At 55.0% G+C, this 19,768-nt stretch carries 22 protein-coding genes; 8 read left to right on the forward strand and 14 right to left on the reverse strand.

Annotation, left to right across the window (positions count from 1 at the left end; translation table 11 throughout):
- Positions 1–99 precede the first annotated feature (99 nt).
- From fabG to RHM61_RS17150, 6 genes are all read right to left on the reverse strand, one after another.
- The gene (fabG, locus tag RHM61_RS17125; protein WP_322248499.1) at positions 100–852 is read right to left on the reverse strand and encodes a 3-oxoacyl-ACP reductase FabG; all 753 of its coding nucleotides are present in this window, start codon (positions 850–852) and stop codon (positions 100–102) included.
- Positions 849–1,781 carry an ACP S-malonyltransferase gene (gene fabD, locus RHM61_RS17130; RefSeq protein WP_322248500.1) on the reverse strand — a complete coding sequence of 311 codons (933 nt, stop codon included), beginning with the start codon at positions 1,779–1,781 and terminating at the stop codon, positions 849–851. Before fabD ends, fabG begins: the two co-directional genes overlap by 4 nt.
- 84 nt (positions 1,782–1,865) lie before the next feature.
- Positions 1,866–2,852 carry a beta-ketoacyl-ACP synthase III gene (locus tag RHM61_RS17135; RefSeq protein WP_322248501.1) on the reverse strand — a complete coding sequence of 329 codons (987 nt, stop codon included), beginning with the start codon at positions 2,850–2,852 and terminating at the stop codon, positions 1,866–1,868.
- The gene (gene plsX, locus RHM61_RS17140) at positions 2,849–3,919 is read right to left on the reverse strand and encodes a phosphate acyltransferase PlsX (RefSeq protein ID WP_322248502.1); all 1,071 of its coding nucleotides are present in this window, start codon (positions 3,917–3,919) and stop codon (positions 2,849–2,851) included. The genes RHM61_RS17135 and plsX overlap by 4 nt, the downstream gene beginning before the upstream one ends.
- 257 nt (positions 3,920–4,176) lie before the next feature.
- Complete coding sequence (gene rpmF, locus RHM61_RS17145) at positions 4,177–4,359, reverse strand: 50S ribosomal protein L32 (RefSeq protein WP_322248503.1); 183 nt, start codon at positions 4,357–4,359, stop codon at positions 4,177–4,179.
- Between the two features lie 120 nt (positions 4,360–4,479).
- Positions 4,480–5,007, reverse strand: coding sequence for a YceD family protein (locus RHM61_RS17150; protein ID WP_322248504.1), 528 nt, complete (start codon positions 5,005–5,007; stop codon positions 4,480–4,482).
- Positions 5,008–5,132: 125 nt separating this feature from the next.
- On the opposite strand from RHM61_RS17150, the gene RHM61_RS17155 reads away from it, so the two are divergent.
- The 4 genes from RHM61_RS17155 to RHM61_RS17170 all read left to right on the forward strand — a co-directional run bounded on the left by RHM61_RS17155 (position 5,133) and on the right by RHM61_RS17170 (position 8,736).
- Entirely contained in the window at positions 5,133–5,762 is a 630-nt protein-coding gene (locus RHM61_RS17155; protein WP_322248505.1) for a Maf-like protein, read from the forward strand.
- A gap of 12 nt (positions 5,763–5,774) precedes the next feature.
- On the forward strand, positions 5,775–6,527 hold the full coding sequence (locus tag RHM61_RS17160; RefSeq protein WP_322248506.1) for an SAM-dependent methyltransferase: 753 nt from the start codon (positions 5,775–5,777) through the stop codon (positions 6,525–6,527).
- Between the two features lie 66 nt (positions 6,528–6,593).
- Positions 6,594–7,754 (forward strand): iron-containing alcohol dehydrogenase, encoded by a 1,161-nt coding sequence (locus RHM61_RS17165; protein WP_322248507.1) that lies wholly within the window; start codon positions 6,594–6,596, stop codon positions 7,752–7,754.
- Between the two features lie 103 nt (positions 7,755–7,857).
- Positions 7,858–8,736, forward strand: coding sequence for a PhzF family phenazine biosynthesis protein (locus RHM61_RS17170; RefSeq protein WP_322248508.1), 879 nt, complete (start codon positions 7,858–7,860; stop codon positions 8,734–8,736).
- A gap of 54 nt (positions 8,737–8,790) precedes the next feature.
- Here the strand turns inward: RHM61_RS17170 and RHM61_RS17175 are convergent, their stop codons facing one another.
- From RHM61_RS17175 to RHM61_RS17195, 5 genes are all read right to left on the reverse strand, one after another.
- Positions 8,791–10,011, reverse strand: a complete 1,221-nt coding sequence (locus RHM61_RS17175; protein WP_322248509.1) for a hypothetical protein — start codon at positions 10,009–10,011, stop codon at positions 8,791–8,793.
- Positions 10,012–10,098: 87 nt separating this feature from the next.
- Positions 10,099–10,863: a hypothetical protein gene (locus tag RHM61_RS17180; RefSeq protein WP_322248510.1), complete on the reverse strand. Its 765-nt coding sequence runs from the start codon at positions 10,861–10,863 to the stop codon at positions 10,099–10,101.
- Positions 10,864–10,872: 9 nt separating this feature from the next.
- The gene (locus RHM61_RS17185; RefSeq protein WP_322248511.1) at positions 10,873–11,469 is read right to left on the reverse strand and encodes a hypothetical protein; all 597 of its coding nucleotides are present in this window, start codon (positions 11,467–11,469) and stop codon (positions 10,873–10,875) included.
- On the reverse strand, positions 11,466–11,744 hold the full coding sequence (locus RHM61_RS17190; RefSeq protein WP_322248512.1) for a DnaJ domain-containing protein: 279 nt from the start codon (positions 11,742–11,744) through the stop codon (positions 11,466–11,468). The genes RHM61_RS17185 and RHM61_RS17190 overlap by 4 nt, the downstream gene beginning before the upstream one ends.
- A gap of 72 nt (positions 11,745–11,816) precedes the next feature.
- A complete protein-coding gene (locus tag RHM61_RS17195; protein ID WP_322248513.1) occupies positions 11,817–12,296 on the reverse strand; it encodes a peptidylprolyl isomerase in 480 nt (159 codons plus the stop codon).
- 213 nt (positions 12,297–12,509) lie between these two features.
- On the opposite strand from RHM61_RS17195, the gene RHM61_RS17200 reads away from it, so the two are divergent.
- Positions 12,510–13,085: an SAM-dependent methyltransferase gene (locus RHM61_RS17200; protein WP_322248514.1), complete on the forward strand. Its 576-nt coding sequence runs from the start codon at positions 12,510–12,512 to the stop codon at positions 13,083–13,085.
- A 6-nt stretch (positions 13,086–13,091) separates the two neighbouring features.
- Here the strand turns inward: RHM61_RS17200 and RHM61_RS17205 are convergent, their stop codons facing one another.
- From RHM61_RS17205 to ispD, 3 genes are read right to left on the reverse strand one after another with little or no spacing between them, the layout of a single operon-like run.
- The gene (locus RHM61_RS17205) at positions 13,092–13,364 is read right to left on the reverse strand and encodes a DUF4404 family protein (RefSeq protein WP_322248515.1); all 273 of its coding nucleotides are present in this window, start codon (positions 13,362–13,364) and stop codon (positions 13,092–13,094) included.
- Positions 13,365–13,405: 41 nt separating this feature from the next.
- Positions 13,406–13,906, reverse strand: coding sequence for a 2-C-methyl-D-erythritol 2,4-cyclodiphosphate synthase (gene ispF, locus RHM61_RS17210; RefSeq protein WP_322248516.1), 501 nt, complete (start codon positions 13,904–13,906; stop codon positions 13,406–13,408).
- Positions 13,896–14,612, reverse strand: coding sequence for a 2-C-methyl-D-erythritol 4-phosphate cytidylyltransferase (gene ispD / locus RHM61_RS17215; RefSeq protein ID WP_322248517.1), 717 nt, complete (start codon positions 14,610–14,612; stop codon positions 13,896–13,898). The genes ispF and ispD overlap by 11 nt, the downstream gene beginning before the upstream one ends.
- Positions 14,613–14,745: 133 nt before the next feature.
- Between ispD and mfd the strand changes: the two genes are divergently transcribed.
- The 3 genes from mfd to RHM61_RS17230 all read left to right on the forward strand — a co-directional run bounded on the left by mfd (position 14,746) and on the right by RHM61_RS17230 (position 19,735).
- Positions 14,746–18,180, forward strand: a complete 3,435-nt coding sequence (gene mfd, locus RHM61_RS17220) for a transcription-repair coupling factor (protein WP_322248518.1) — start codon at positions 14,746–14,748, stop codon at positions 18,178–18,180.
- Positions 18,177–19,034, forward strand: coding sequence for a phosphoserine phosphatase SerB (gene serB / locus RHM61_RS17225; RefSeq protein ID WP_322248519.1), 858 nt, complete (start codon positions 18,177–18,179; stop codon positions 19,032–19,034). The genes mfd and serB overlap by 4 nt, the downstream gene beginning before the upstream one ends.
- A 545-nt stretch (positions 19,035–19,579) precedes the next feature.
- Entirely contained in the window at positions 19,580–19,735 is a 156-nt protein-coding gene (locus RHM61_RS17230; protein WP_322251122.1) for an RRXRR domain-containing protein, read from the forward strand.
- The last annotated feature ends 33 nt before the right edge of the window (positions 19,736–19,768 follow it).

The raw sequence follows: 19,768 nt of genomic DNA on the forward strand, positions 1-19,768 counted from the left end.
ATTTTAGCAGGTTTGCAGGCAAAAAGAACATATTCTCAATTCCCAGTCGCAACTCCGGCTAATTCCAGAGAAAAGACTGGCAATTTACCACAAAACCAATTAGGCCAGGTACATACCGCCATTCACATGCAGCGTGGTTCCGGTAATATATGCCGCATCGGGCGAGGCTAAAAACACGGTCGCAGCGGCAATATCTTCCGGACGACCGAGCTTACCCATAGGAATTTGCTGCAAAATTGCGGTTTTTTGTTCGTCCGTCAGGGCGCGCGTCATATCGGTATCGATGAAGCCCGGTGCAATGCAGTTGACGGTGATATTACGGCTACCGATTTCACGCGCTAAGGCGCGACTCATGCCGGCTACCCCAGCCTTGGCGGCAGCATAATTCATTTGCCCCGGATTGCCGGAAGAACCGACCACCGAGGTGATATTGATAATGCGTCCGTGCTTGGCCTTCATCATGCCGCGCAACACTGCCCGTGACAGGCGCGCCACCGCATTGAGGTTAGTAGTAATGACACTATCCCACTCCTCTTCCTTCATGCGCATGGCCAACTGATCTTGCGTGATACCGGCGTTATTCACCAAAATAGACAAACTGCCAAATTCTTTTTGCACGGCATCGACCAGCGCACCGCAACCAGCCACATCCGTCACATTCAGCGCCACACCCTTACCGCAACCAGGGGCCACGGCTTCCAGATAATCGGAAATTGCTTGTGCACCGGCAGCGCTGGTGGCCGTACCGATGACCTTGGCACCGGCCTCGGCCAGTGCCATGGCAATCGCCTTGCCGATGCCGCGCGAGGCACCGGTCACGAGGGCAACTTGATTTGCTAATTTCTGCGTCATTTTACCATTCCCAAAACTTTATCGAGTGTCAATTGATCGTACATGGCTTCACCGCTCAGATCCGGATGGATACGTTTGGTCAAGCCGGCCAAGACCTTGCCCGGACCGCATTCTATCAAATGTGTGACACCACTGGCTTGCATTTTTTGCACCGACTCAACCCAACGCACCGGACTGGCCGCTTGACGTACCAGCGCATCCTTGATCGCCACAGGGTCGGTTTCGATCGCCACATCGACATTATTGATCAGCGCTATGGTCGGCGGCAAAAACCTCAGCGTCGCCAAATAGGCACGCAATTTATCCGAGGCCGGCTTGAGCAAACTGGAGTGAAACGGTGCCGACACCGGCAAAGTCAGAGCGCGCTTGGCGCCCTTGGCTTTGGCCAACTCACAGGCGCGCTCTACTGCGGCTTTATGCCCGGCAATCACCACTTGGGCTGGCGCATTGAAGTTCACCGCCTCAACCACCTCACCCTGGGCCGCGGCCAGGCAAACTGCTTGCACATCTTGATCCGACAAACCCAGAATAGCCGCCATGCCGCCCTGCCCGACCGGTACCGCATCTTGCATTGCTTGCGCGCGAAAACGCACCAGCGGCACGGCATCGGCAAAGGCGATCACGCCAGCCACTACCAAGGCCGAGTATTCGCCGAGACTATGCCCAGCCACCAGCGTCGGTGGCGGACCACCAGCGGCCAGCCAGGCGCGATAACAAGCGACGGCGGCCGTCAACATCACGGGCTGGGTATTGGTGGTCAGGTCGAGCGACTCTTTCGGGCCTTCGGCGATCAACTTGGCCAAATCAAAACCTAATGCTTGCGAGGCTTCCGCCACAGTCTGATCGACCACGGCATTGCCGGCAAAACCGTTGAGCATGCCGATGGCTTGCGAACCCTGACCGGGAAAAACAAATGCGAATTGGCTCATATTTTTATCTATGTCTATTAACAAGCGGCCGCAGCATAGCCTGCCCGGCCGTTCTCAGTGCAGCGCGCAATACTGCGCACACTGTTACATCTCAACGATGGCAGCACCCCAAGTGAAGCCGCCGCCTACCCCTTCCAGCAATATTTTATGTCCGGGCTTGACGCGCCCATCACGCACCGCACAATCGAGCGCCAGCGGAATCGAGGCGGCCGAAGTATTGCCATGCTGATCGACGGTCACAATCACCTTATCCATGCCCATGCGCATTTTTTTCGCGGTACTTTGCATGATGCGGATATTCGCCTGATGCGGAATCATCCAATCGATATCTTGTGCCTGTAAACCGGCGATTTCCAAGGCTTCATTGGCAACCTTTTCCAACAGCGAAACGGCCAGCTTGAATACCGCCGGGCCATCCATGTACAAATACGCACTGCCGTCGAGTATGCCTTTATTCACATTGCCAGGCACGCACAAGATATGGGCGTAACTGCCGTCGGCATGCAGCTTGGTGGCCAATACGCCGGGCTGGTCGGAACGCGACATCACCACGGCACCGGCACCATCACCGAACAGCACACAGGTGGTGCGATCTTCAAAGTTAAGTATGCGTGAAAACACTTCCGCGCCGATCACCAAGACATTGGTGTGGGCACCGGATTTAATCATGCTGTCAGCCACCGCCATGGCATACATAAAGCCACTGCAGACGGCCTGCACATCCATCGCCGCCGCACCGTTGGTGATGCCTAATTTATTTTGCACCACACAGGCGGTGCTGGGGAAACCACCGAGGAAATCTGGCGTTGAGGTCGCGACGATGATCAAATCAATGTCATTGCCTTGCAACTGTGCGGCATCCAATGCTTGCCGGGCGGCTGCCACGGCCAAATCACTGGAGCGCATATCGGCATCGGCATAATGACGAAAGGAAATGCCGCTGCGCGACACGATCCACTCATCGGAAGTTTCCACGCCGTTTGCTGCGAGTTGTTCTGCCAGTTGTTGGTTGCTGACTTTGTTTGGCGGCAGATAACTGCCGGTACCGATAATTTTACTGAAAAAAGTCATGCGATCTTCTGTACTGTAAGTTCATGGTTATCAAGCGGTACGGCGACCGGCATCAATTTCGCCATCGACGCGGAGATTCTGGCCAGCAAGTCGTTTTTGGCCGCATCAAAGGCGCGCTGTATCGCCCATTCGTAACTGTATTTGTCCGCACCACCATGGCTTTTGAAGACCAAACCACGCAGCCCGAGCAAGCAACCGCCGTTGTAGTTGGAAGGATTCATGGTGGCCGAGATCGATTTCAAGGCCGAGCGGGCAATCAGCGCACCGAGCATGGTGAAGGGACTACGCTTGAAGGCTACGGTAAAAGTCGTTTTGACAAAGCGTCCCATGCCTTCGGCCGCCTTCAAGGTAACATTGCCGACAAAGCCATCGCAGATGACGATATCGGTCGTGCCCTTGAAAATATCGTTGCCTTCAACATTACCGTAAAAATTAATCAAGCCACGCTCGTGATCGGCCCGCAGCAACTGCGCGGTTTTTTTGACGACATCATTGCCCTTGATATCTTCTTCACCGACATTGAGTAAGCCTATCGTCGGCCGTTCCTTGCCTTCCAAGGCCGAGACCAAGGCCGAGCCCATGATGGCGAATTGGTGCAAATGCAGCGGTTCGCAATCGACATTGGCACCGAGATCGAGCATGTAAGTAGGGAGATTTTTTTGGTTCGGCAAGATGCCGGAAATCGCTGGCCTGTCGACGCCAGGCAAGGTTTTCAACACATAGCGCGACACCGCCATCAAGGCACCGGTATTGCCAGCCGATACACAAGCTTGCGCGTGACCATCTTTCACCTGATTGATCGCCACACGCATCGATGAATCTTTCTTGCGCCGCAGAGCGACTTCAATCGGATCATCCATCGCCACCATCTCAGAGGCGTGCACGATGTGCATGCGCGTGTGGGCAGAGGCGTGATTTTTTTTCAATTCCGCTTCAATCACAGCCGTCAGACCTACCAACAGAAATTCGACATCGGGTTCGCGTTTGGCAAAGGCGACAGCGGCCGCCACGGCAACTGCAGGCCCGTGATCTCCGCCCATGCAGTCTATGGAAATTTTTATTGTCATGTGGTATTGCGACACTTCTATCCGAAACAGTTAGTGTACCAAACAGTGTGCTGATTTAATTCAATTTCATTGCCAAAACGCAATGATTACTTGAAAAAAACCGCTCTTTCTTCGAAATACATCGCGACTGCTTTGGTGATCGATTCAAAAGCAATGGCAGAGCATGCGCGTACTGCGCACCCTCTGCAAAAAACGTATAAAAAAAAGCGGCGCCAAGTACAAGACTCGTCACGCCGCTTTTTTAACAAGAATCGAGATTACTCGTCGTTCTTAGTTTTCAATACTTTACGACCACGGTAAAAGCCGTTAGGGCTGATGTGGTGACGCAGATGTGTTTCACCAGTAGTTTGCTCGATACCCAACTGTGGTGCTGTCAGGAAATCGTGCGAACGGTGCATACCGCGCTTGGATGGGGATTTTTTGTTTTGCTGAACTGCCATGATAACTCCTAATACTTCAAAAAATGTTTCTAAAAATTTACACACCTGACTGCGACACTGACCGCAAGTCAAGAATCCCTAACAATACTTCGACCTGAGTGTTTTTTCAGAATAATGCCACTAGGTACGCCCGTTTATTTTCTTCAGAACGGCAAACGGTGAAGCTTTTTTACCGCCTTCTGCGTCAAGCCCTGCAGTAGAATTTGCAAAAGCCAACGAGACATCCGGGCATACTGCATGTTTGGGCGATTGGGGTATTGCGAGTAACACCTCATCTTCTATCAAAGCAATGACATCGAATGATTTGCTACCTACTACTACATCAACCTCGTCATCATCGAGCAATGCGTCAATTTCATCGGCACTGGCTTCGTTTTTGGCGAGTATCAATATGGATTCTGAATCAATTTCCAATGCAAACGGCGTCAAGCAGCGCTGACACATCAACTGCACACTGCCATTGACAGCTAACACCAACTTGGCATGGTCAAGTTTATCCTTACCACCGGACAAAGACCAAGTCAGGCCAGCGCCTTCTGCGCCAACACTTTCGACCGCAACACGGGGCAGATCAGCTATCGGCAGACTACCCGAACGCTGCTCTTCGAGCCGGCAAAACGTGAACGCATCAATGACAAAAGCTTGCATAGGATTATTTGAACCCAGAAAACCTGCGATAATAACAGCACTCGCCCTTGTTAGTCAAAGGCCACGCCGTTTTTTTTCAGCCCTCGGGCCATACTGCTGCGCGATTTCGCGCCGAATTTTCAAATATGCCACAAAGTAAGCCCTCCAGCAAGCCCCATGCCCGCCTGATACTCGCCTCGAGCTCCGCCTATAGACGTGAATTACTGGCACGCTTACAACTGCCCTTTACCAGCATGGCGCCCGAGCTCGACGAAACCGCCTTGCCCGGCGAAACCCCTACCGACACCGCGCTGCGCTTAGCGCGCCAAAAAGCCGAAGCGATCGCAGCCCAGCTCGGCCATGACAGCGCAGCGTTAATCATTGGCTCCGACCAAGTTGCCACCCTAGACGGGATACAGATAGGCAAACCGGGCAATCACGAAAACGCCTTAAAGCAATTACAATTCATGCGCGGCCGCGAAGTCGAATTTCATACTGCCCTCTGCCTGCTCGATACCCGCAGTGACGCTCCATATGCGCTGCAGAGTGCCGATTTGCTCACGCGCGTGCGCTTTCGCGATCTCAGCGACGCTGAACTCGACGCTTACTTGCGCTTGGAGCAACCCTATGATTGCGCCGGCAGTGCGAAAAACGAGGGCTTGGGCATCGCCATTCTGGCTGGCATCGATAGCAATGATCCAACCGCCCTGACCGGTTTGCCACTGATTGCACTGACTGATATGTTGCGCGCCGCAGGCGTGCGCTTTTTCAATTAATTTCCTCTTCTCATGACCGGCACCCTCTTTCTCATACCCAATACACTCGGCGACAACGATACCCAAGCAGCAGACATATTGGCGAGCATCATCCCCGCTACCGTGCAAGCGATGTCGTCCCAACTCGGACATTTTGTTGCTGAAAATGCCAAAACCACGCGCGCTTATCTGAAATTTCTGCATCAACAACACCCCTTGCGTTTGCCCATGCAAGAAATTTCGATTGCCGAACTCAATGTCAACACGCCAGCCCAAGCCCTGCAAGGCTTGCTGCAACCATTGCTCGAAGGCCATGATGTCGGACTCATCTCGGAAGCCGGCGTACCAGCGGTGGCCGATCCTGGTGCCAATTTGGTGCGTTTGGCGCATGCCCGTGGCATTCGCGTACGCCCACTGGTCGGCCCCTCCTCGCTACTGCTGGGCTTAATGGCCAGCGGCCTCAATGGCCAAAGCTTTGCGTTTCACGGTTACCTGCCTACCGATGCGGCGCTGCGGGCCAAGCGCATCAAAGAACTCGAAGAACGCTCGCGCAAGGAACAACAGACGCAATTATTGATCGAGACCCCGTATCGCAACATCGCCATGCTCGAAGCCCTGGCCACGCACTGCGCCCCGAGCACCTTGCTCTGCGTCGCGACCGATCTGAGCTTGGCCACAGAATCGATACAAACCCGCAGTGCCGCCGAGTGGAAACAAGCTTTGAGCAAGCAACAAGCGCCGGATTTCCATAAAAAACCGACGGTATTCTTGTTCTTGGCCAACTAAAAAAAACGCACGGCCGGTCGCTTTTGCCAAATTGCGCTAAGATGGGTCTTTAGGGAGAACTTACACATGCTCAATTTTAATTTCTACAATCCTACCCATATCCTGTTCGGCAAAGGTCGCATTGCCGATTTGAATCAGCAAATCCCGGCCGATGCCAAGGTCATGCTCTTGTACGGTGGTGGCAGCATTAAGAAAAATGGCGTGTTTGAACAAGTCATGGCTGCACTCGGCAATCGCAGCGTCACCGAATTCACTGGTATCGAACCGAATCCCAGCTATGAAACGCTGATGCAGGCAGTCGAAATCATCCGCAAGGGTCATATCGATTTCTTGCTCGCAGTTGGCGGCGGCTCCGTCATCGATGGCACCAAATTCATCGCCGCTGCAGCGCTGTTCGAAGGCGCCGAGCCATGGGCGATTTTGGAAAAACGTGGCAGCAATATCACGCGCGCCCTGCCATTCGGCAGCGTCCTGACCTTGCCGGCTACTGGCTCGGAAATGAATTCCGGCGGCGTGGTGACGCGCAAATCGATCAAAGCCAAGATGGCCTTTTCCAGCCCGCACTGCTTTCCGAAATTTTCCGTACTCGATCCACTGACTACCTACACCTTGCCTGTGCGTCAAGTCGGCAATGGTGCGGTCGATGCTTTCGTTCACGTGATGGAACAGTATCTGACTTACCCGGTGAATTCGCCGGTACAAGACCGTTTCGCCGAGAGCTTGCTGCTAACCCTGATCGAAGAAGGCCCGAAAGCACTGATTAATCCGGAAGACTACGATGTCCGCGCCAATCTGATGTGGTGTGCCACCATGGCCCTCAATGGCTTGATCGCTACCGGCGTGCCACAAGACTGGGCCACCCATATGATTGGGCATGAATTAACCGCCTTGCATGGCATCGACCATGCGCAAACCTTGGCCATTATTTTGCCAAGCATGATGCGCGTGCGTAAATTATCGAAACGCGCGAAATTGCTGCAATATGCCGAACGCGTCTGGAATTTGCGTGACGGCGACGAAGACACGCGCATCGATGCCGCCATTGCCAAAACTCAAGACTTCTTCGAACAAATGGGCGTCAAAACCCGTTTGCGCGATTACTCCGTCGATGCCAGCCATGTACCGGCCGTGTTGGCCGCACTGAGCGAGCATCGCATGATCGCACTCGGCGAGCAGCGCGAAGTAACACTGGAAGTCAGCCGCGCCGTACTGGAATTGAGTTTGTAACAGGAGTTTGCAACAGCGCGGCGACAGATGGTGCCGCAAAGCAAAACCAAGTATGATGAAACGCGCCGAAGTTCGGCGCGTTTTTTTATCAGGAGTTTTTTGCATGCGCAGTTACCGCTACAAGCAAGTCGATGTCTTCACCCAAACCCGTTTCAAAGGCAATCCGGTCGCCGTGGTACTCGATGCGAGCGGCCTCTCTGATGCGCAAATGCAGCAAATCGCCAACTGGACCAATCTCTCCGAAACCACCTTCGTATTACCGGCCAGTGATGCCGCCGCCGATTATCGTCTGCGGATTTTTACCCCGCACAGTGAGTTGCCGTTCGCCGGCCATCCGACCATAGGCACGGCCCACGCACTGCTCGAAGCCGGTCTGATCCATGCTAAAAATGGCATCTTAGTGCAAGAATGCAGCGCCGGCTTGATACGTCTAAGCATCAGCCTGCAGCCCGACGGCCCGGCGTGGATTGCCTTTGATTTGCCGCCGGCGCAGATCAGCACGCTCAGCGCCGACCAGATACAGGAACTCGGCGACACCCTCGGCATCGCCTGCGCGGCTGCACGCCCACCACTGCTGATCGATATCGGCCCGCGCTGGATCGTGGCGCAATGCCAGGATGCCGCCAGTGTGCTGGCTTGCCGCCCTGATTTTGAACGCATGCGCCGCCAAGACAGCGCCGCACAGCGCAGCGGTGTCGTGATTTTCGGTGCCTCTCCAGAGGGCAGTCCGGCCGATTTTGAAGTGCGCGCATTTGCCCCGGCGGCCGGCGTCAATGAAGATCCGGTCTGCGGCAGCGGCAATGGCGGCGTCGCCGTGTATCTGCGCCACACTGGCCAAGTACCAGCAGGTGGCAGCGCACTGCGTGCCAGCCAAGGGGCGATCTTGGGCCGGGCCGGCCAGATACGCTTGCAAATCACTGGCGAGCGCATCACCGTCGGCGGCCAAGCCGTGACTTGCATAGACGGCAGCTTGTTGGTCTGAAATTTGCGCTCAGGGATAGGAGGCGCAGATACACTACGCGCCTTCCTTACCGGCTTATTTTGCGGCTCTGAGCAAATGACAATGCAGCGACAAAAAGCGCATCGCACCGCTGTAATTGACATCCCAATCATCGAGCAGATAATTATTCGCTTCCTCGATGAAGTTATTCCAATCTTCCAGCAAGCCTTCTTGCTTTTCATGTGGTGCCGACGCAGCGATCCAAGCACTGGTACGCGCCGGCTCGAAGCCTTGTTCGCGCAATTGCTTGACCAAGGCTTTGGCAGCGCGTTCGCTGATACTGGTTTTTGGTGCAACGCCAGCAGCGATGCACAGAAACAGTGTCATCAGCGAGTCGACATCGGTCTGCCCCTTAGTCAGGCGAGTCCACTCCTTCGAGACTAAGGCATCATACGCCGAGGTATCATCGATATCGTGATGGCCGAAGTAGTATTGATCTTTTAAGGCGAACACCAATTTGTCGAGCGGAATTTTTTTATCTTGTAACAAGGGTAAATCGTGCGCCTTGATTTCTGCCAGCATGCTCGCGACCAGCTCCGCAAACGCGGCTGGAATATCACTCAGATCCACCGTCGCCAAAGCCTGCTTGCGCCGGATGGCCGGCAAGTTGCGGATGGTTTCGAGCAGGGTGGCGAATTCGACTTGATTGTCGAGCCGGGTTTCATCATTACCGTAAATCAGCAGCAGCAAACCGGAACGCACTACCGAGGAAGCCTCGACATCTTCTTCGCGCAATTGCTCGCGCGTGGCCCCGAGAAATTCGCCGAACCAGAAGCCGGCTTCGATTTCGAGCGCATTCAGACGGCGCTGTTTCAACGCCTGACGATAATCAAACGGTTTATCACGCAGCGACCAGACTTCCAAAAAGTCTTCGACTGGCCCCTTGGTTGCACGCCCGAGCAAGGCATATTCAGGTAAAGCAAACAAAGCTTTCAGCAAGCCGGAACCACCGCGCGAAAGCGTGAGGAAGGTGTTGTCACGGATCAGTTTGGCCGCGACATCGAGCTCGCCGCCACTGGTTTCGATCAGGTACAAGCTGGCCAGATTGACGATGCGCTTACGCGCTGCTTCAATTTCCGGCCGCAGATACGGACTGCCGAAGGCAGTGGCAATTTGCACGATGCCCTTGGGCGCTTCGCTCTGCATGGCGGTCAGCTTACTGCTGGGAATGATCGCTTGGCGCACGCCGTGGCGCAGGGCCGTTTCGAAAAACGGCCGTTGATCACTGAGTGCAAGGTCGTAAGTAGTGTCGGCCATAGTCGCTTTACAAATCTCAAAAAAAATGCCGGGCAAAGCAGTACGCACCCGGCATGATCAAACACAATGTGGCACAAGTGCGGCAGCTTACAGCGCTGATTCCTCATCATCCTTGTCGTCACCATCGTCATTATTCTTCGGACGCTCATCTTCTTCCGGCTCAGCGACCAAGCTCTCAAGCTCATCCTGCTGTAAATTAGCCAGATAAGCTTGATAGCGCGCGCGCAGCTTCATTAACACTTCGCGGAAAATTTCCGGCAATTCGTAACGCAGGATATACGTAACCTGCATCCAGTCGCGGTCTTCCAGATTCGCCATATCCGAAGGCGGGCCGCTTTCCTCGTTACGATCACGACCGATCGTCATCAAATCGTCTTCCAAGGCCTCGGTCTTGGCACCATCGCCGTACTCGTAGAGGTCAAAGGTAGCATAGCGATAGAAGTGCTCGACCATTTGCGTGCGATCGAGCAGATAATCAACCAAGGCATCGTAGCCGCCTTCAACTTCGGCGATTTCATACAGAAATTCAGCCGGATCAGCACCATCGCGGAAGATCACGGAATTGACCATGCCACGCAATTGTTCGTGGGTTTGATCACCGTAACGGCGCTCCAGCACCACGGCTTGGGCAAACTGCTCCGGTGTTACCACCAGATTGACCAAGGATTCTTTCGAGGCGTCATATTCGCGGATGATCGCCAATAAATCTTTCGGTGGAAAACTATCGAGTGCTGCCACCAAGGCCTTATCGCCTTCGGTTTCGGCGATATTCGCCAGCGCTGATTCGGCAGCGGCGATGTCGCCGGCTTGAATCAGACTTTGTGCTTCAATTAATGCGGGTAACAAGCTCATCGCGTGTCCTTATTCTTTACGGTCAAAGCCTTGCTCAGCCAGCCAGTCGGCCCCGGCTTCATCAAGATCGTAGTCATCACCATCGTCGCCATCGTCGCGGCCATGACGCCCGTAATTCCCATCGAGGTCGCCGTTTTCTTTCAGTTCGCCATCGGCATCATGGGCATCCTGATCTTCGTCATCTTCCAGAGTATTGGTGGGACTGTGTTTGCGTGCCTGATGGCCGCGTTGCAGATATTCCAGCGCCGCCGCGATGACGAGGAATTGGTCGCCACCTACATGTTTGAGCACGACAGTGGCCAAATTTTCGGCCCAAGGTTCGAGCTTGACCGCCGCCGCCAAGCTTTTCCAGCTCGGCAATTGATTGCCTTCTTTGGCAGTCAGGGCCTCGAGTGCCAGCGGGTTCATGAAGATGAAACCGAGATGGAAGGCCGAGGCCAGCATTTCCGGATTCGTGCTCATCATCGGCAGCAACAAAGGCAATTGCTCGCCTTTTTCGCGCAATCTGGTCTTGAGAACGTTCTTGCCTTCGGAATCAGTCTTGAGATCTTCGATTTCAGCGTTGTACACCGACATCAAATCTTCAAAAAAACGCGATAATTTCACTGCAATACTCCTGATAAATAATGCTGCCAAATTTCGCCCGCCGTCGCCAACGGGTCATCGAGCAGGTTGCGGCGTCGGTTTTCATCGTAGGCAGCACGCGCCGCATCATCCGACAACACTTCGTAGGCCTGACGGACGGCATGGAATTTCTCGGGGGCGAGCTCGGAAGCGTTGCGGTCGGGATGAAATTCAGCCGCCTTGATGCGAAACGCTTTTTTGATATCGGCCAGCGTCGCATTGGGCGCAATGCCAAGAATTAAATAATGATCTTTCATGGGCTTTTTCTCCGGCCATGCCGATGCCATGCAGCAAAGCCGGCGACAGCAGCGTGCTGCCGCCGGAAAAAATTAGTGCTGATGACCGTGTTCGCCGTGGACGTGGCCGTGTACCACTTCTTCATCACTGGCCGCACGAATTTCGAGCACTTCAGCATCGAAACGGATGGTCATGCCGGCCAGCGGATGATTACTGTCGACAGTAACGATGCCGGCGTCGATGGAAATAACCCGGAACTGCATGGTTTCTTCGGTTTCCGGATCACGTGTTTCAAACATCATGCCGACTTCGATATCGGGTGGAAACACGCCGATTTCCTCTTCGCGCACGGCAGTCGGATCGATTTCACCGAAGCCTTGTTCCGGCGTCAGTGTAACCGACACTTTGTCACCAACTTGCTTGCCATCCAAGGCAGCTTCGACGGCTGGCAGAATGTTATCGTAACCACCATGCAGATACACGATAGGCTCGTGGTTCTGATCGATGATTGCGCCTTCGGCATTGAACATAGAGTAATTCAGGCTGACAACGGAATTAGGAGTAATTTGCATGGCAATGTAAGATAAGTAATGAGCATAGGAGCGGCGCAGGGATACATCGGGCCTGCTGGCCTGAAGCCGCATTGTAACAGAGCGCGCCGAAACTGCAGCATGAGCGCCACAATATCGGCTCAAAACCGCACTGAAATGAAAAATTTTCGAGCATGTTTTGAGCAAACAGCGTATATTCCGCAGCCTTCCTCCCCACCCCAGACAGGAGCAGCAATGCTGATCATTACTATTCAACAAGGCAAAGAGAAGGCAGTGCTGGCCGGACAGCCGTGGATTTACCTCTCCGCGATCGCGCGCATCGATGGTAAATTCGAAGAAAGAATCAAACCGGGCGGTACCGCTCTGGTGCGCTCTTCTTCAGGCCAATTCCTGGCACGTGCCGGCTGGAGCCCGAAATCGCAGATCCGCGCGCGCATCTGGAGTCTCGATGAAAAGGAAGCGATCGACCATGCCATGATCAAGCGCCGTGTCCAAGCCGCCTTGGCCAAACCGCGCGCACCGAAAAGCGGCGCCTTGGCAGCGCAACGTTTGATCCATGCCGAAGCCGACCACTTGCCCGGCTTACTGGTCGATCATTACGGCAGCACCCCCGGTTATTTGGTTTGTCAATTTCAGTCAGCCGCCGTCGACGCCTGGAAAGTCAGCATCGTCAAAGCCCTGATCGCTGCCACCGGCTGCCCGAATGTGTATGAACACGCCGACCCGCTGGTACGCGCCGGCGAAGGCTTGCCAGTCAATTCAGGCGCACTGGCCGGTGACGAACCGCCGGTGGAATTTCAGTTCGATTGAGCCTCTTCAGACGCCAATTTTCGCCAGCATCGCCGCCAACTCGCGCAAGGCCGGCTCCAACTTAGGATGCTCGGCGGCGAATTGCGCCGACAAGGCGATCGAACGTTCGCTCAAGGCCGAATACACCGGATCATCGGGAATGCGCGTGGCATTGATCACGTCGACAATGTCTTTATTGAGCTTGACCAGCAAAGCTTGGAGTTCACCGTCAACCGCCGCCCCATCGGCCAATTCTGCATGCAATTGGCTCAGTAATTGTTTTAAGCTTTCTCGTTCCATTTTTTTCTCCGATTACCGTTGATCATCCAATTCGTCACGCCTCACTCGGTGGCGCGCAACACCAACACGACCGCCTCGGCAGCAATGCCCTCTTCGCGCCCGAGATAGCCGAGCTTTTCATTGGTCTTAGCCTTGATATTGACCTGTTCCGGCTCAACTTGCAAATCGGCTGCAATCTTGGCCACCATGGTCGGAATATGCGGGGCCATTTTCGGCGCCTGGGCAATGATGGTGGCGTCGAGATTACCGATCACATAACCGGCCGCATGCAAACGCTGCACTGCTGCGCGCAGCAAAACGCGTGAATCGGCCCCGGCAAAATTTGCATCGGTATCAGGAAAATGACGACCGATATCACCGAGACCGGCCGAGCCGAAAATCGCATCGGTAATCGCATGTAACAGCACATCGGCATCGGAGTGCCCGAGCAAACCGGTGCTATGTGGAATATCCACCCCGCCGATAATCAGGCGGCGTCCGCCAACCAAAGCGTGGCAATCGTAACCTTGCCCTATACGAAACGGCAGCATCTTATTTTTCATCAAACATTCCTTCGTTTTCACGGTGTAATTTCAAATATTCTGTCGCCAGCAGCAAATCGCTCGGCACCGTCACCTTCAGATTGCAGGCATGCCCTGCAATCAGCAGCGGCGTATAGCCGGCCGCTTCGAGCGCACTGGCTTCGTCGGTGACCTGTTCGACCTGCGCCAGCGCTTGCTGCAACAAAGCGCAACGGAACATCTGCGGCGTTTGCGCCAGCCACAAGCCGTCGCGCGCAATCGTTTCGACCCGGCCGTCGCGCACGCGCTTGACGGTATCGACCACCGGCAAAGCCAGCAAACCGCCGACGGCATGATTACCGACGGCGTCGATTAATTTTTTCAATAAGCCACGGTGCACACCGGGGCGGGCGGCATCGTGCACGAGTATCCAATCGGCAGCGGCCGCCTGGATGGCCGCGAGGCCGTTACTGACGGTATCGCGGCGCGTGGCCCCGCCACAGCGCAGCAACGTCAAGTGTTCGGCGGGGGCCAACTGCGTGTCAACATACGCATCGCCGGGACTGACCACGACATAGGTATGGCTGATCTCCGGACTGGCCAAGAAGGCATTGACCGTATGCTGCAACATGCTTTGACCGGCGATATCGAGGTATTGCTTGGGGCATGCCGCAGCCATCCGAGCACCGACGCCGGCGGCTGGAATGAGGGCGATATAGCGGGCCGCTGAGGGCAAAGCTGGTGTCATGAATCAGTTATCAAGGCTGGCGCAACGCCAACAGCCCCTTCGTTTATAATGAGACCATCATTTTAACCGCGTATTGCCTTGCTGAGCCTGTTACGCACCTCGCCACTGTCACCGGACCCCATTTTCAGACGCAATGTCATACGATTTCAATCAATCTCTCGCCAAACCAGGCCAACGCTTGGCCCTTCCCCTGCTGCACGGCTCTGCCGACGCCTACGCTTTAGCGACAGCGGCGGCAGCATTGAAAGCCCAGCAGCGCATGCTCACGGTGTTCGTCGCCAACCCAGGCGACGCCCAGCGTTTACTGGCAGAAATACCGTGGTTCAATGCTGAATTGCGCTGTCATTTGCTGCCGGACTGGGAAACCCTGCCCTACGATGCTTTTTCTCCACATCAGGATTTGGTGTCGGAACGTTTGGCCAGTCTGTATGAAATTCAAAACGGTAATTGCGATGTCTTGCTGGCACCGGCCACCACCGCGCTCTTGCGCATGGCACCACCGGCGTTTCTGGCCGCTTACACCTTCTTTTTCAAAAAAGGTGACACGCTCGACGAAGCCAAACTGAAAACCCAACTGACTTTAGCCGGTTACGGCCACGTCCATCAAGTCATGTCACCCGGTGAATATTCGGTACGCGGTGGCTTGATCGATCTGTTCCCCATGGGTTCGCCACTGCCTTACCGGCTTGATCTGTTCGGCGACACCATCGAATCGATCCGCACTTTCGACGCCGATACCCAGCGCTCACTGTATCCGGTACCGGAAGTGCGGTTGCTGCCAGGTCGCGAATTCCCGATGGATGAAGCGGCGCGCACGGCCTTTCGCAGTCGCTGGCGCGAGCGTTTTGAGGGCGACCCGTCGCGCTCATCGATTTACAAAGACATCAGCAATGGCATTCCTTCGGCCGGCATCGAATATTACTTGCCACTGTTTTTTGATGACACCGCCAGCTTGTTCGATTATTTACCGGCCGAACCGCATTTTGCGCTGATCGGCAATGTCGATGATGCGATTGCGCGCTTCTGGACCGATACCCGTTCGCGCTACCAATTTCTCAAAGCCGACCGCGAACGTCCGGTCTTGGCACCGGAAACCGTGTTCTTACGCGATGAAGATTTTTTCACGGCACTCAAAGGCCGTGCACGCTGGGCCGTCGCAGCAGTAGAAAAAGGCGCAGCAGCCTCAGAGATCTCGGCATTTTTACCGGACATCGCCGTCAACCGCCGCGCCGATGATCCGCTGACAAATTTACGCGCCTTCCTGCTCGGGAATGCCGCGCGCGTGCTGATCTGTGCCGAAACCCTGGGCCGCCGCGAAACGCTGCAACAGTATTTCAATGAATTCAATCTCCAGCCCACGCTGTGCGAGGGCTATGCTGATTTCATCACCGGCGACGCCAAACTCATGCTCGGCGTCGCGCCACTGCACAGCGGCTTCCAACTGGGCCAGAGCAGCATCTTCATTACCGAAGCCGAATTGTATGCCGGCAGCGGCAAGCGCATCGGCCGTAAAAAACAAGAAGCGCCCACCGAAGTCGAGCATATGGTGCGCGACCTGTCGGAACTCAAGATCGGCGACCCGGTGGTACACAGCAACCACGGTATCGGCCGTTACATGGGTTTGATCAGCATGGATCTGGGTGAAGGCGATACCGAATTCCTGTATCTGGAATATGCCAAAGATACCAAACTCTACGTACCGGTAGCGCAATTGCACGTCATATCGCGCTATTCCGGTGCCGCCCCGGAAGACGCGCCCTTGCACAGTCTCGGTTCCGGTCAGTGGGAAAAAGCCAAGCGCAAGGCGGCGCAACAAATTCGCGATACCGCCGCCGAACTGCTCAATCTCTATGCCCGGCGCGCGGCGCGCCTTGGGCATGCCTTCGATTATTCAGTCAAAGATTACCAAGCCTTTGCCGATAGTTTCGGCTTCGAAGAAACGCCCGATCAAGCTGCTGCGATTCGCGCCGTCATCGATGACATGGTGTCTGGTAAGCCTATGGATAGGCTGATCTGCGGCGACGTCGGTTTCGGCAAGACCGAAGTGGCGCTGCGCGCCGCCTTCGTCGCCGTCATGGGCGGCAAACAGGTAGCGATTCTGGCCCCGACCACGCTGCTGGCCGAGCAGCATGCGCAAACTTTTGCCGATCGCTTTGCCAATTGGCCGGTCAAAATCGCCGAGTTATCACGTTTCCGCAGCGGTAAGGAAATCAATCTGGCCATCAAGGGCATGGGCGACGGCACCGTCGACATCGTCATCGGCACGCATAAATTGCTGTCGGCCGACGTCAAATTTTCGCGTCTAGGCTTAGTCATCATCGATGAAGAACACCGTTTCGGCGTGCGTCAGAAGGAAGCGCTCAAGTCTTTGCGTGCCGAAGTCGATGTCCTGACGCTCACCGCCACGCCGATTCCGCGCACGCTGGGCATGGCGCTGGAAGGCTTGCGCGATTTTTCCATCATCGCCACGGCACCGCAGAAACGCTTGGCCATTAAAACCTTCGTGCGCAGCGAAGACAACTCGGTCATTCGTGAAGCCTGTCTGCGCGAACTCAAACGCGGCGGCCAAGTGTATTTCTTGCACAATGAAGTCGAGACTATACAAAACCGCAAAGCCATGCTGGAAGCCTTGCTGCCGGAAGCGCGCGTGGTGGTCGCACATGGTCAGATGCATGAGCGTGATCTGGAAAAAGTCATGCGTGACTTCGTCGCCCAGCGTCATAATATTTTACTCTGCACCACCATCATCGAAACCGGTATCGACGTCCCTACCGCGAATACCATCATCATGCACCGCGCCGATAAGTTCGGTCTTGCACAGTTACACCAACTGCGCGGCCGCGTCGGTCGTTCGCATCATCAGGCCTATGCCTACTTGTTGGTTCACGATGTGCAAAGTTTGACCAAACAAGCCGGTCGTCGACTCGAAGCGATTCAACAAATGGAAGAACTCGGCAGCGGCTTTTACCTCGCCATGCATGACTTGGAAATCCGCGGTGCCGGTGAAGTCTTGGGCGACAATCAATCGGGGGAAATGCATGAAATTGGCTTTCAAATGTATTCCGACATGCTCAGCGAAGCGGTGCGGTGCCTGAAAAATGGCAAAGAACCCGATCTCGCCGCGCCGCTGGCCAGCACCACTGAAATTAATTTGCATATTCCAGCACTGCTGCCGAACGACTTTTGCGGTGACGTCCATGAACGCTTATCGATCTATAAGCGTCTGGCTAACTGCAGCAAAGCCGCCGCCATCGATGACATGCAAGAAGAGATGATCGACCGCTTCGGCAAATTACCGGAGCAAGTCAAGGCCTTACTGGAAACGCACCGACTGCGCGTGGCCGCGAAACCCTTGGGCATCCTGAAAATCGATGCCCATGGCGAGGCCGCGACGCTGCAATTTGAAGCACAACCACCGATTGATGCGATGCGCATCATCGAGCTGGTACAAAAAAATAAACATATTCGACTCAACGGCCAGGATAAATTGCGCATCACCGCCAACATGCCCGATCTGGCCAGCCGCGTCGCGCAACTCAAACTCACCCTTAAAGCTTTACATTCATGACTACCAGCCAACTGACTCTGCAATCCTTACAGCCGCACCGCAACTACAGCGCACTGACAGCGGCCATTGCCACTGAGTGCGCCGCGAGCCGCTGCGAAGTACTCAATGACTACGCGATGCGTCTGCATGGCGTGCAACTGACTGCAGCACTGCGCGCCGACATCGAGCAACGCTGCCATGCGGCGGCGGTCGATCTGAGTGTATTGCAGCAGCCGCTGGTACTGAGCGAGTTCAAACTGCTGGCCATGGACATGGATTCCACCCTCATCACGATAGAGTGCATCGATGAAATCGCCGACATGCAGGGCTTGAAGCCGCAAGTGGCAGAAATTACCGAAGCCGCCATGCGTGGCGAATTGGAGTTTCAAGAAAGTTTGATCCGTCGCGTCGCCCTGCTCAAAGGTCTCGATGCCACGGCCCTGCAACGTGTCTACGATGAACGTCTGCAGCTCTCGCTTGGCGCCGAAACCCTGCTCGCCGCGGCGCGCCAAGCCGGCTTGAAAACTTTACTGGTATCGGGAGGCTTCACCTTCTTTACCGAACGCATACAAGCGCGCCTGGGGCTCGATTTCACGCACGCCAATGTGCTCGAAATTGCCGATGGCAAGCTGACCGGCCGCGTCATCGGCAGTATCGTCGACGCCCAAGAAAAACAGGCGACCGTGGCGCGCATCTGTGCTGAACTTGGGGTGCCGAGCAGCGCTGCCATCGTCATGGGCGACGGGGCCAATGATTTGCAGATGATGGGCATCGCCGGTTTGTCACTGGCCTTCCGCGCCAAACCGGTGGTGCGCGCCCGGGCCGATCTGGCGTTCAATTTCGTCGGCCTCGATGGCTTGCTTAATTTGCAGTAATCTACAGCGTCGGCAAGCTCGGCAATGATGACCGCGGTTATTTTTTGAATGTTATTTTTACTTCGAGCAGTCCACAATCTGTGTGAGACTGAATGCCACAGCGCGCGAAAGAGAAGTGCGACACCGCAGCATCAGACCAGCTATTGCGTGCACACATTAACCAGGACGCCTGCCGTCAATTACCCCGGCCTCAAGGCCGGAGCTTGAAAAAGCTCGTTTGACCAGACTGAGCGCAAAGCATCGCGCTACGTTGCAACGAAGTACAAGACGCAGCTTGGAATGCTTCCTCAGTTCCAAGCTCTGCAAGCAGCAGAAGCAGACAAGCATAGGGTAAGCACGAAACGTTCTGCTGCAAGGTTCATCGGAGAGTGCGGGTGAGCGTTCCGAACCGAAGCTGCGTTGTGACATTGTCGAGGGGAGCGGCACCGTCAGGTGCCCGTCACCAGGCGCGTAAGCGCATAGGGAAATGCAGATTACATCTGCTATTTCATATTGGAGATACAAAAATGGCTGTATTTGTACTAAGCAGAACACAAGAACCGCTGATGCCATGCAGCGAAAAACGGGCGCGCAAGCTGCTCGCAGCAGGCCGGGCACGCGTGCATCGCCTGTTCCCGTTTGCTATACGCTTGCTTGACCGTACTGTTACTGACAGTGCCTTCCGACAGGGCAGAAAACCGGCCAGTACACAGGCCGCGTAGCAGTTCGCGCAAGTGGCAGTTTCAACATACAAA

This window comes from Undibacterium sp. CCC3.4 (genome assembly GCF_034347425.1).
GTDB lineage: Bacteria > Pseudomonadota > Gammaproteobacteria > Burkholderiales > Burkholderiaceae_D > Undibacterium.

What these genes read in the sequence shown, in the direction of transcription:
- fabG (WP_322248499.1), bottom strand. Translation starts at nt 852, where the DNA reads ATGACGCAGAAATTAGCAAATCAAGTTGCCCTCGTGACCGGTGCCTCG.
- fabD (WP_322248500.1), bottom strand. Translation starts at nt 1,781, where the DNA reads ATGAGCCAATTCGCATTTGTTTTTCCCGGTCAGGGTTCGCAAGCCATC.
- RHM61_RS17135 (WP_322248501.1), bottom strand. Translation starts at nt 2,852, where the DNA reads ATGACTTTTTTCAGTAAAATTATCGGTACCGGCAGTTATCTGCCGCCA.
- plsX (WP_322248502.1), bottom strand. Translation starts at nt 3,919, where the DNA reads ATGACAATAAAAATTTCCATAGACTGCATGGGCGGAGATCACGGGCCT.
- rpmF (WP_322248503.1), bottom strand. Translation starts at nt 4,359, where the DNA reads ATGGCAGTTCAGCAAAACAAAAAATCCCCATCCAAGCGCGGTATGCAC.
- RHM61_RS17150 (WP_322248504.1), bottom strand. Translation starts at nt 5,007, where the DNA reads ATGCAAGCTTTTGTCATTGATGCGTTCACGTTTTGCCGGCTCGAAGAG.
- RHM61_RS17155 (WP_322248505.1), top strand. Translation starts at nt 5,133, where the DNA reads ATGCCACAAAGTAAGCCCTCCAGCAAGCCCCATGCCCGCCTGATACTC.
- RHM61_RS17160 (WP_322248506.1), top strand. Translation starts at nt 5,775, where the DNA reads ATGACCGGCACCCTCTTTCTCATACCCAATACACTCGGCGACAACGAT.
- RHM61_RS17165 (WP_322248507.1), top strand. Translation starts at nt 6,594, where the DNA reads ATGCTCAATTTTAATTTCTACAATCCTACCCATATCCTGTTCGGCAAA.
- RHM61_RS17170 (WP_322248508.1), top strand. Translation starts at nt 7,858, where the DNA reads ATGCGCAGTTACCGCTACAAGCAAGTCGATGTCTTCACCCAAACCCGT.
- RHM61_RS17175 (WP_322248509.1), bottom strand. Translation starts at nt 10,011, where the DNA reads ATGGCCGACACTACTTACGACCTTGCACTCAGTGATCAACGGCCGTTT.
- RHM61_RS17180 (WP_322248510.1), bottom strand. Translation starts at nt 10,863, where the DNA reads ATGAGCTTGTTACCCGCATTAATTGAAGCACAAAGTCTGATTCAAGCC.
- RHM61_RS17190 (WP_322248512.1), bottom strand. Translation starts at nt 11,744, where the DNA reads ATGAAAGATCATTATTTAATTCTTGGCATTGCGCCCAATGCGACGCTG.
- RHM61_RS17195 (WP_322248513.1), bottom strand. Translation starts at nt 12,296, where the DNA reads ATGCAAATTACTCCTAATTCCGTTGTCAGCCTGAATTACTCTATGTTC.
- RHM61_RS17200 (WP_322248514.1), top strand. Translation starts at nt 12,510, where the DNA reads ATGCTGATCATTACTATTCAACAAGGCAAAGAGAAGGCAGTGCTGGCC.
- RHM61_RS17205 (WP_322248515.1), bottom strand. Translation starts at nt 13,364, where the DNA reads ATGGAACGAGAAAGCTTAAAACAATTACTGAGCCAATTGCATGCAGAA.
- ispF (WP_322248516.1), bottom strand. Translation starts at nt 13,906, where the DNA reads ATGAAAAATAAGATGCTGCCGTTTCGTATAGGGCAAGGTTACGATTGC.
- ispD (WP_322248517.1), bottom strand. Translation starts at nt 14,612, where the DNA reads ATGACACCAGCTTTGCCCTCAGCGGCCCGCTATATCGCCCTCATTCCA.
- mfd (WP_322248518.1), top strand. Translation starts at nt 14,746, where the DNA reads ATGTCATACGATTTCAATCAATCTCTCGCCAAACCAGGCCAACGCTTG.
- serB (WP_322248519.1), top strand. Translation starts at nt 18,177, where the DNA reads ATGACTACCAGCCAACTGACTCTGCAATCCTTACAGCCGCACCGCAAC.
- RHM61_RS17230 (WP_322251122.1), top strand. Translation starts at nt 19,580, where the DNA reads ATGCCATGCAGCGAAAAACGGGCGCGCAAGCTGCTCGCAGCAGGCCGG.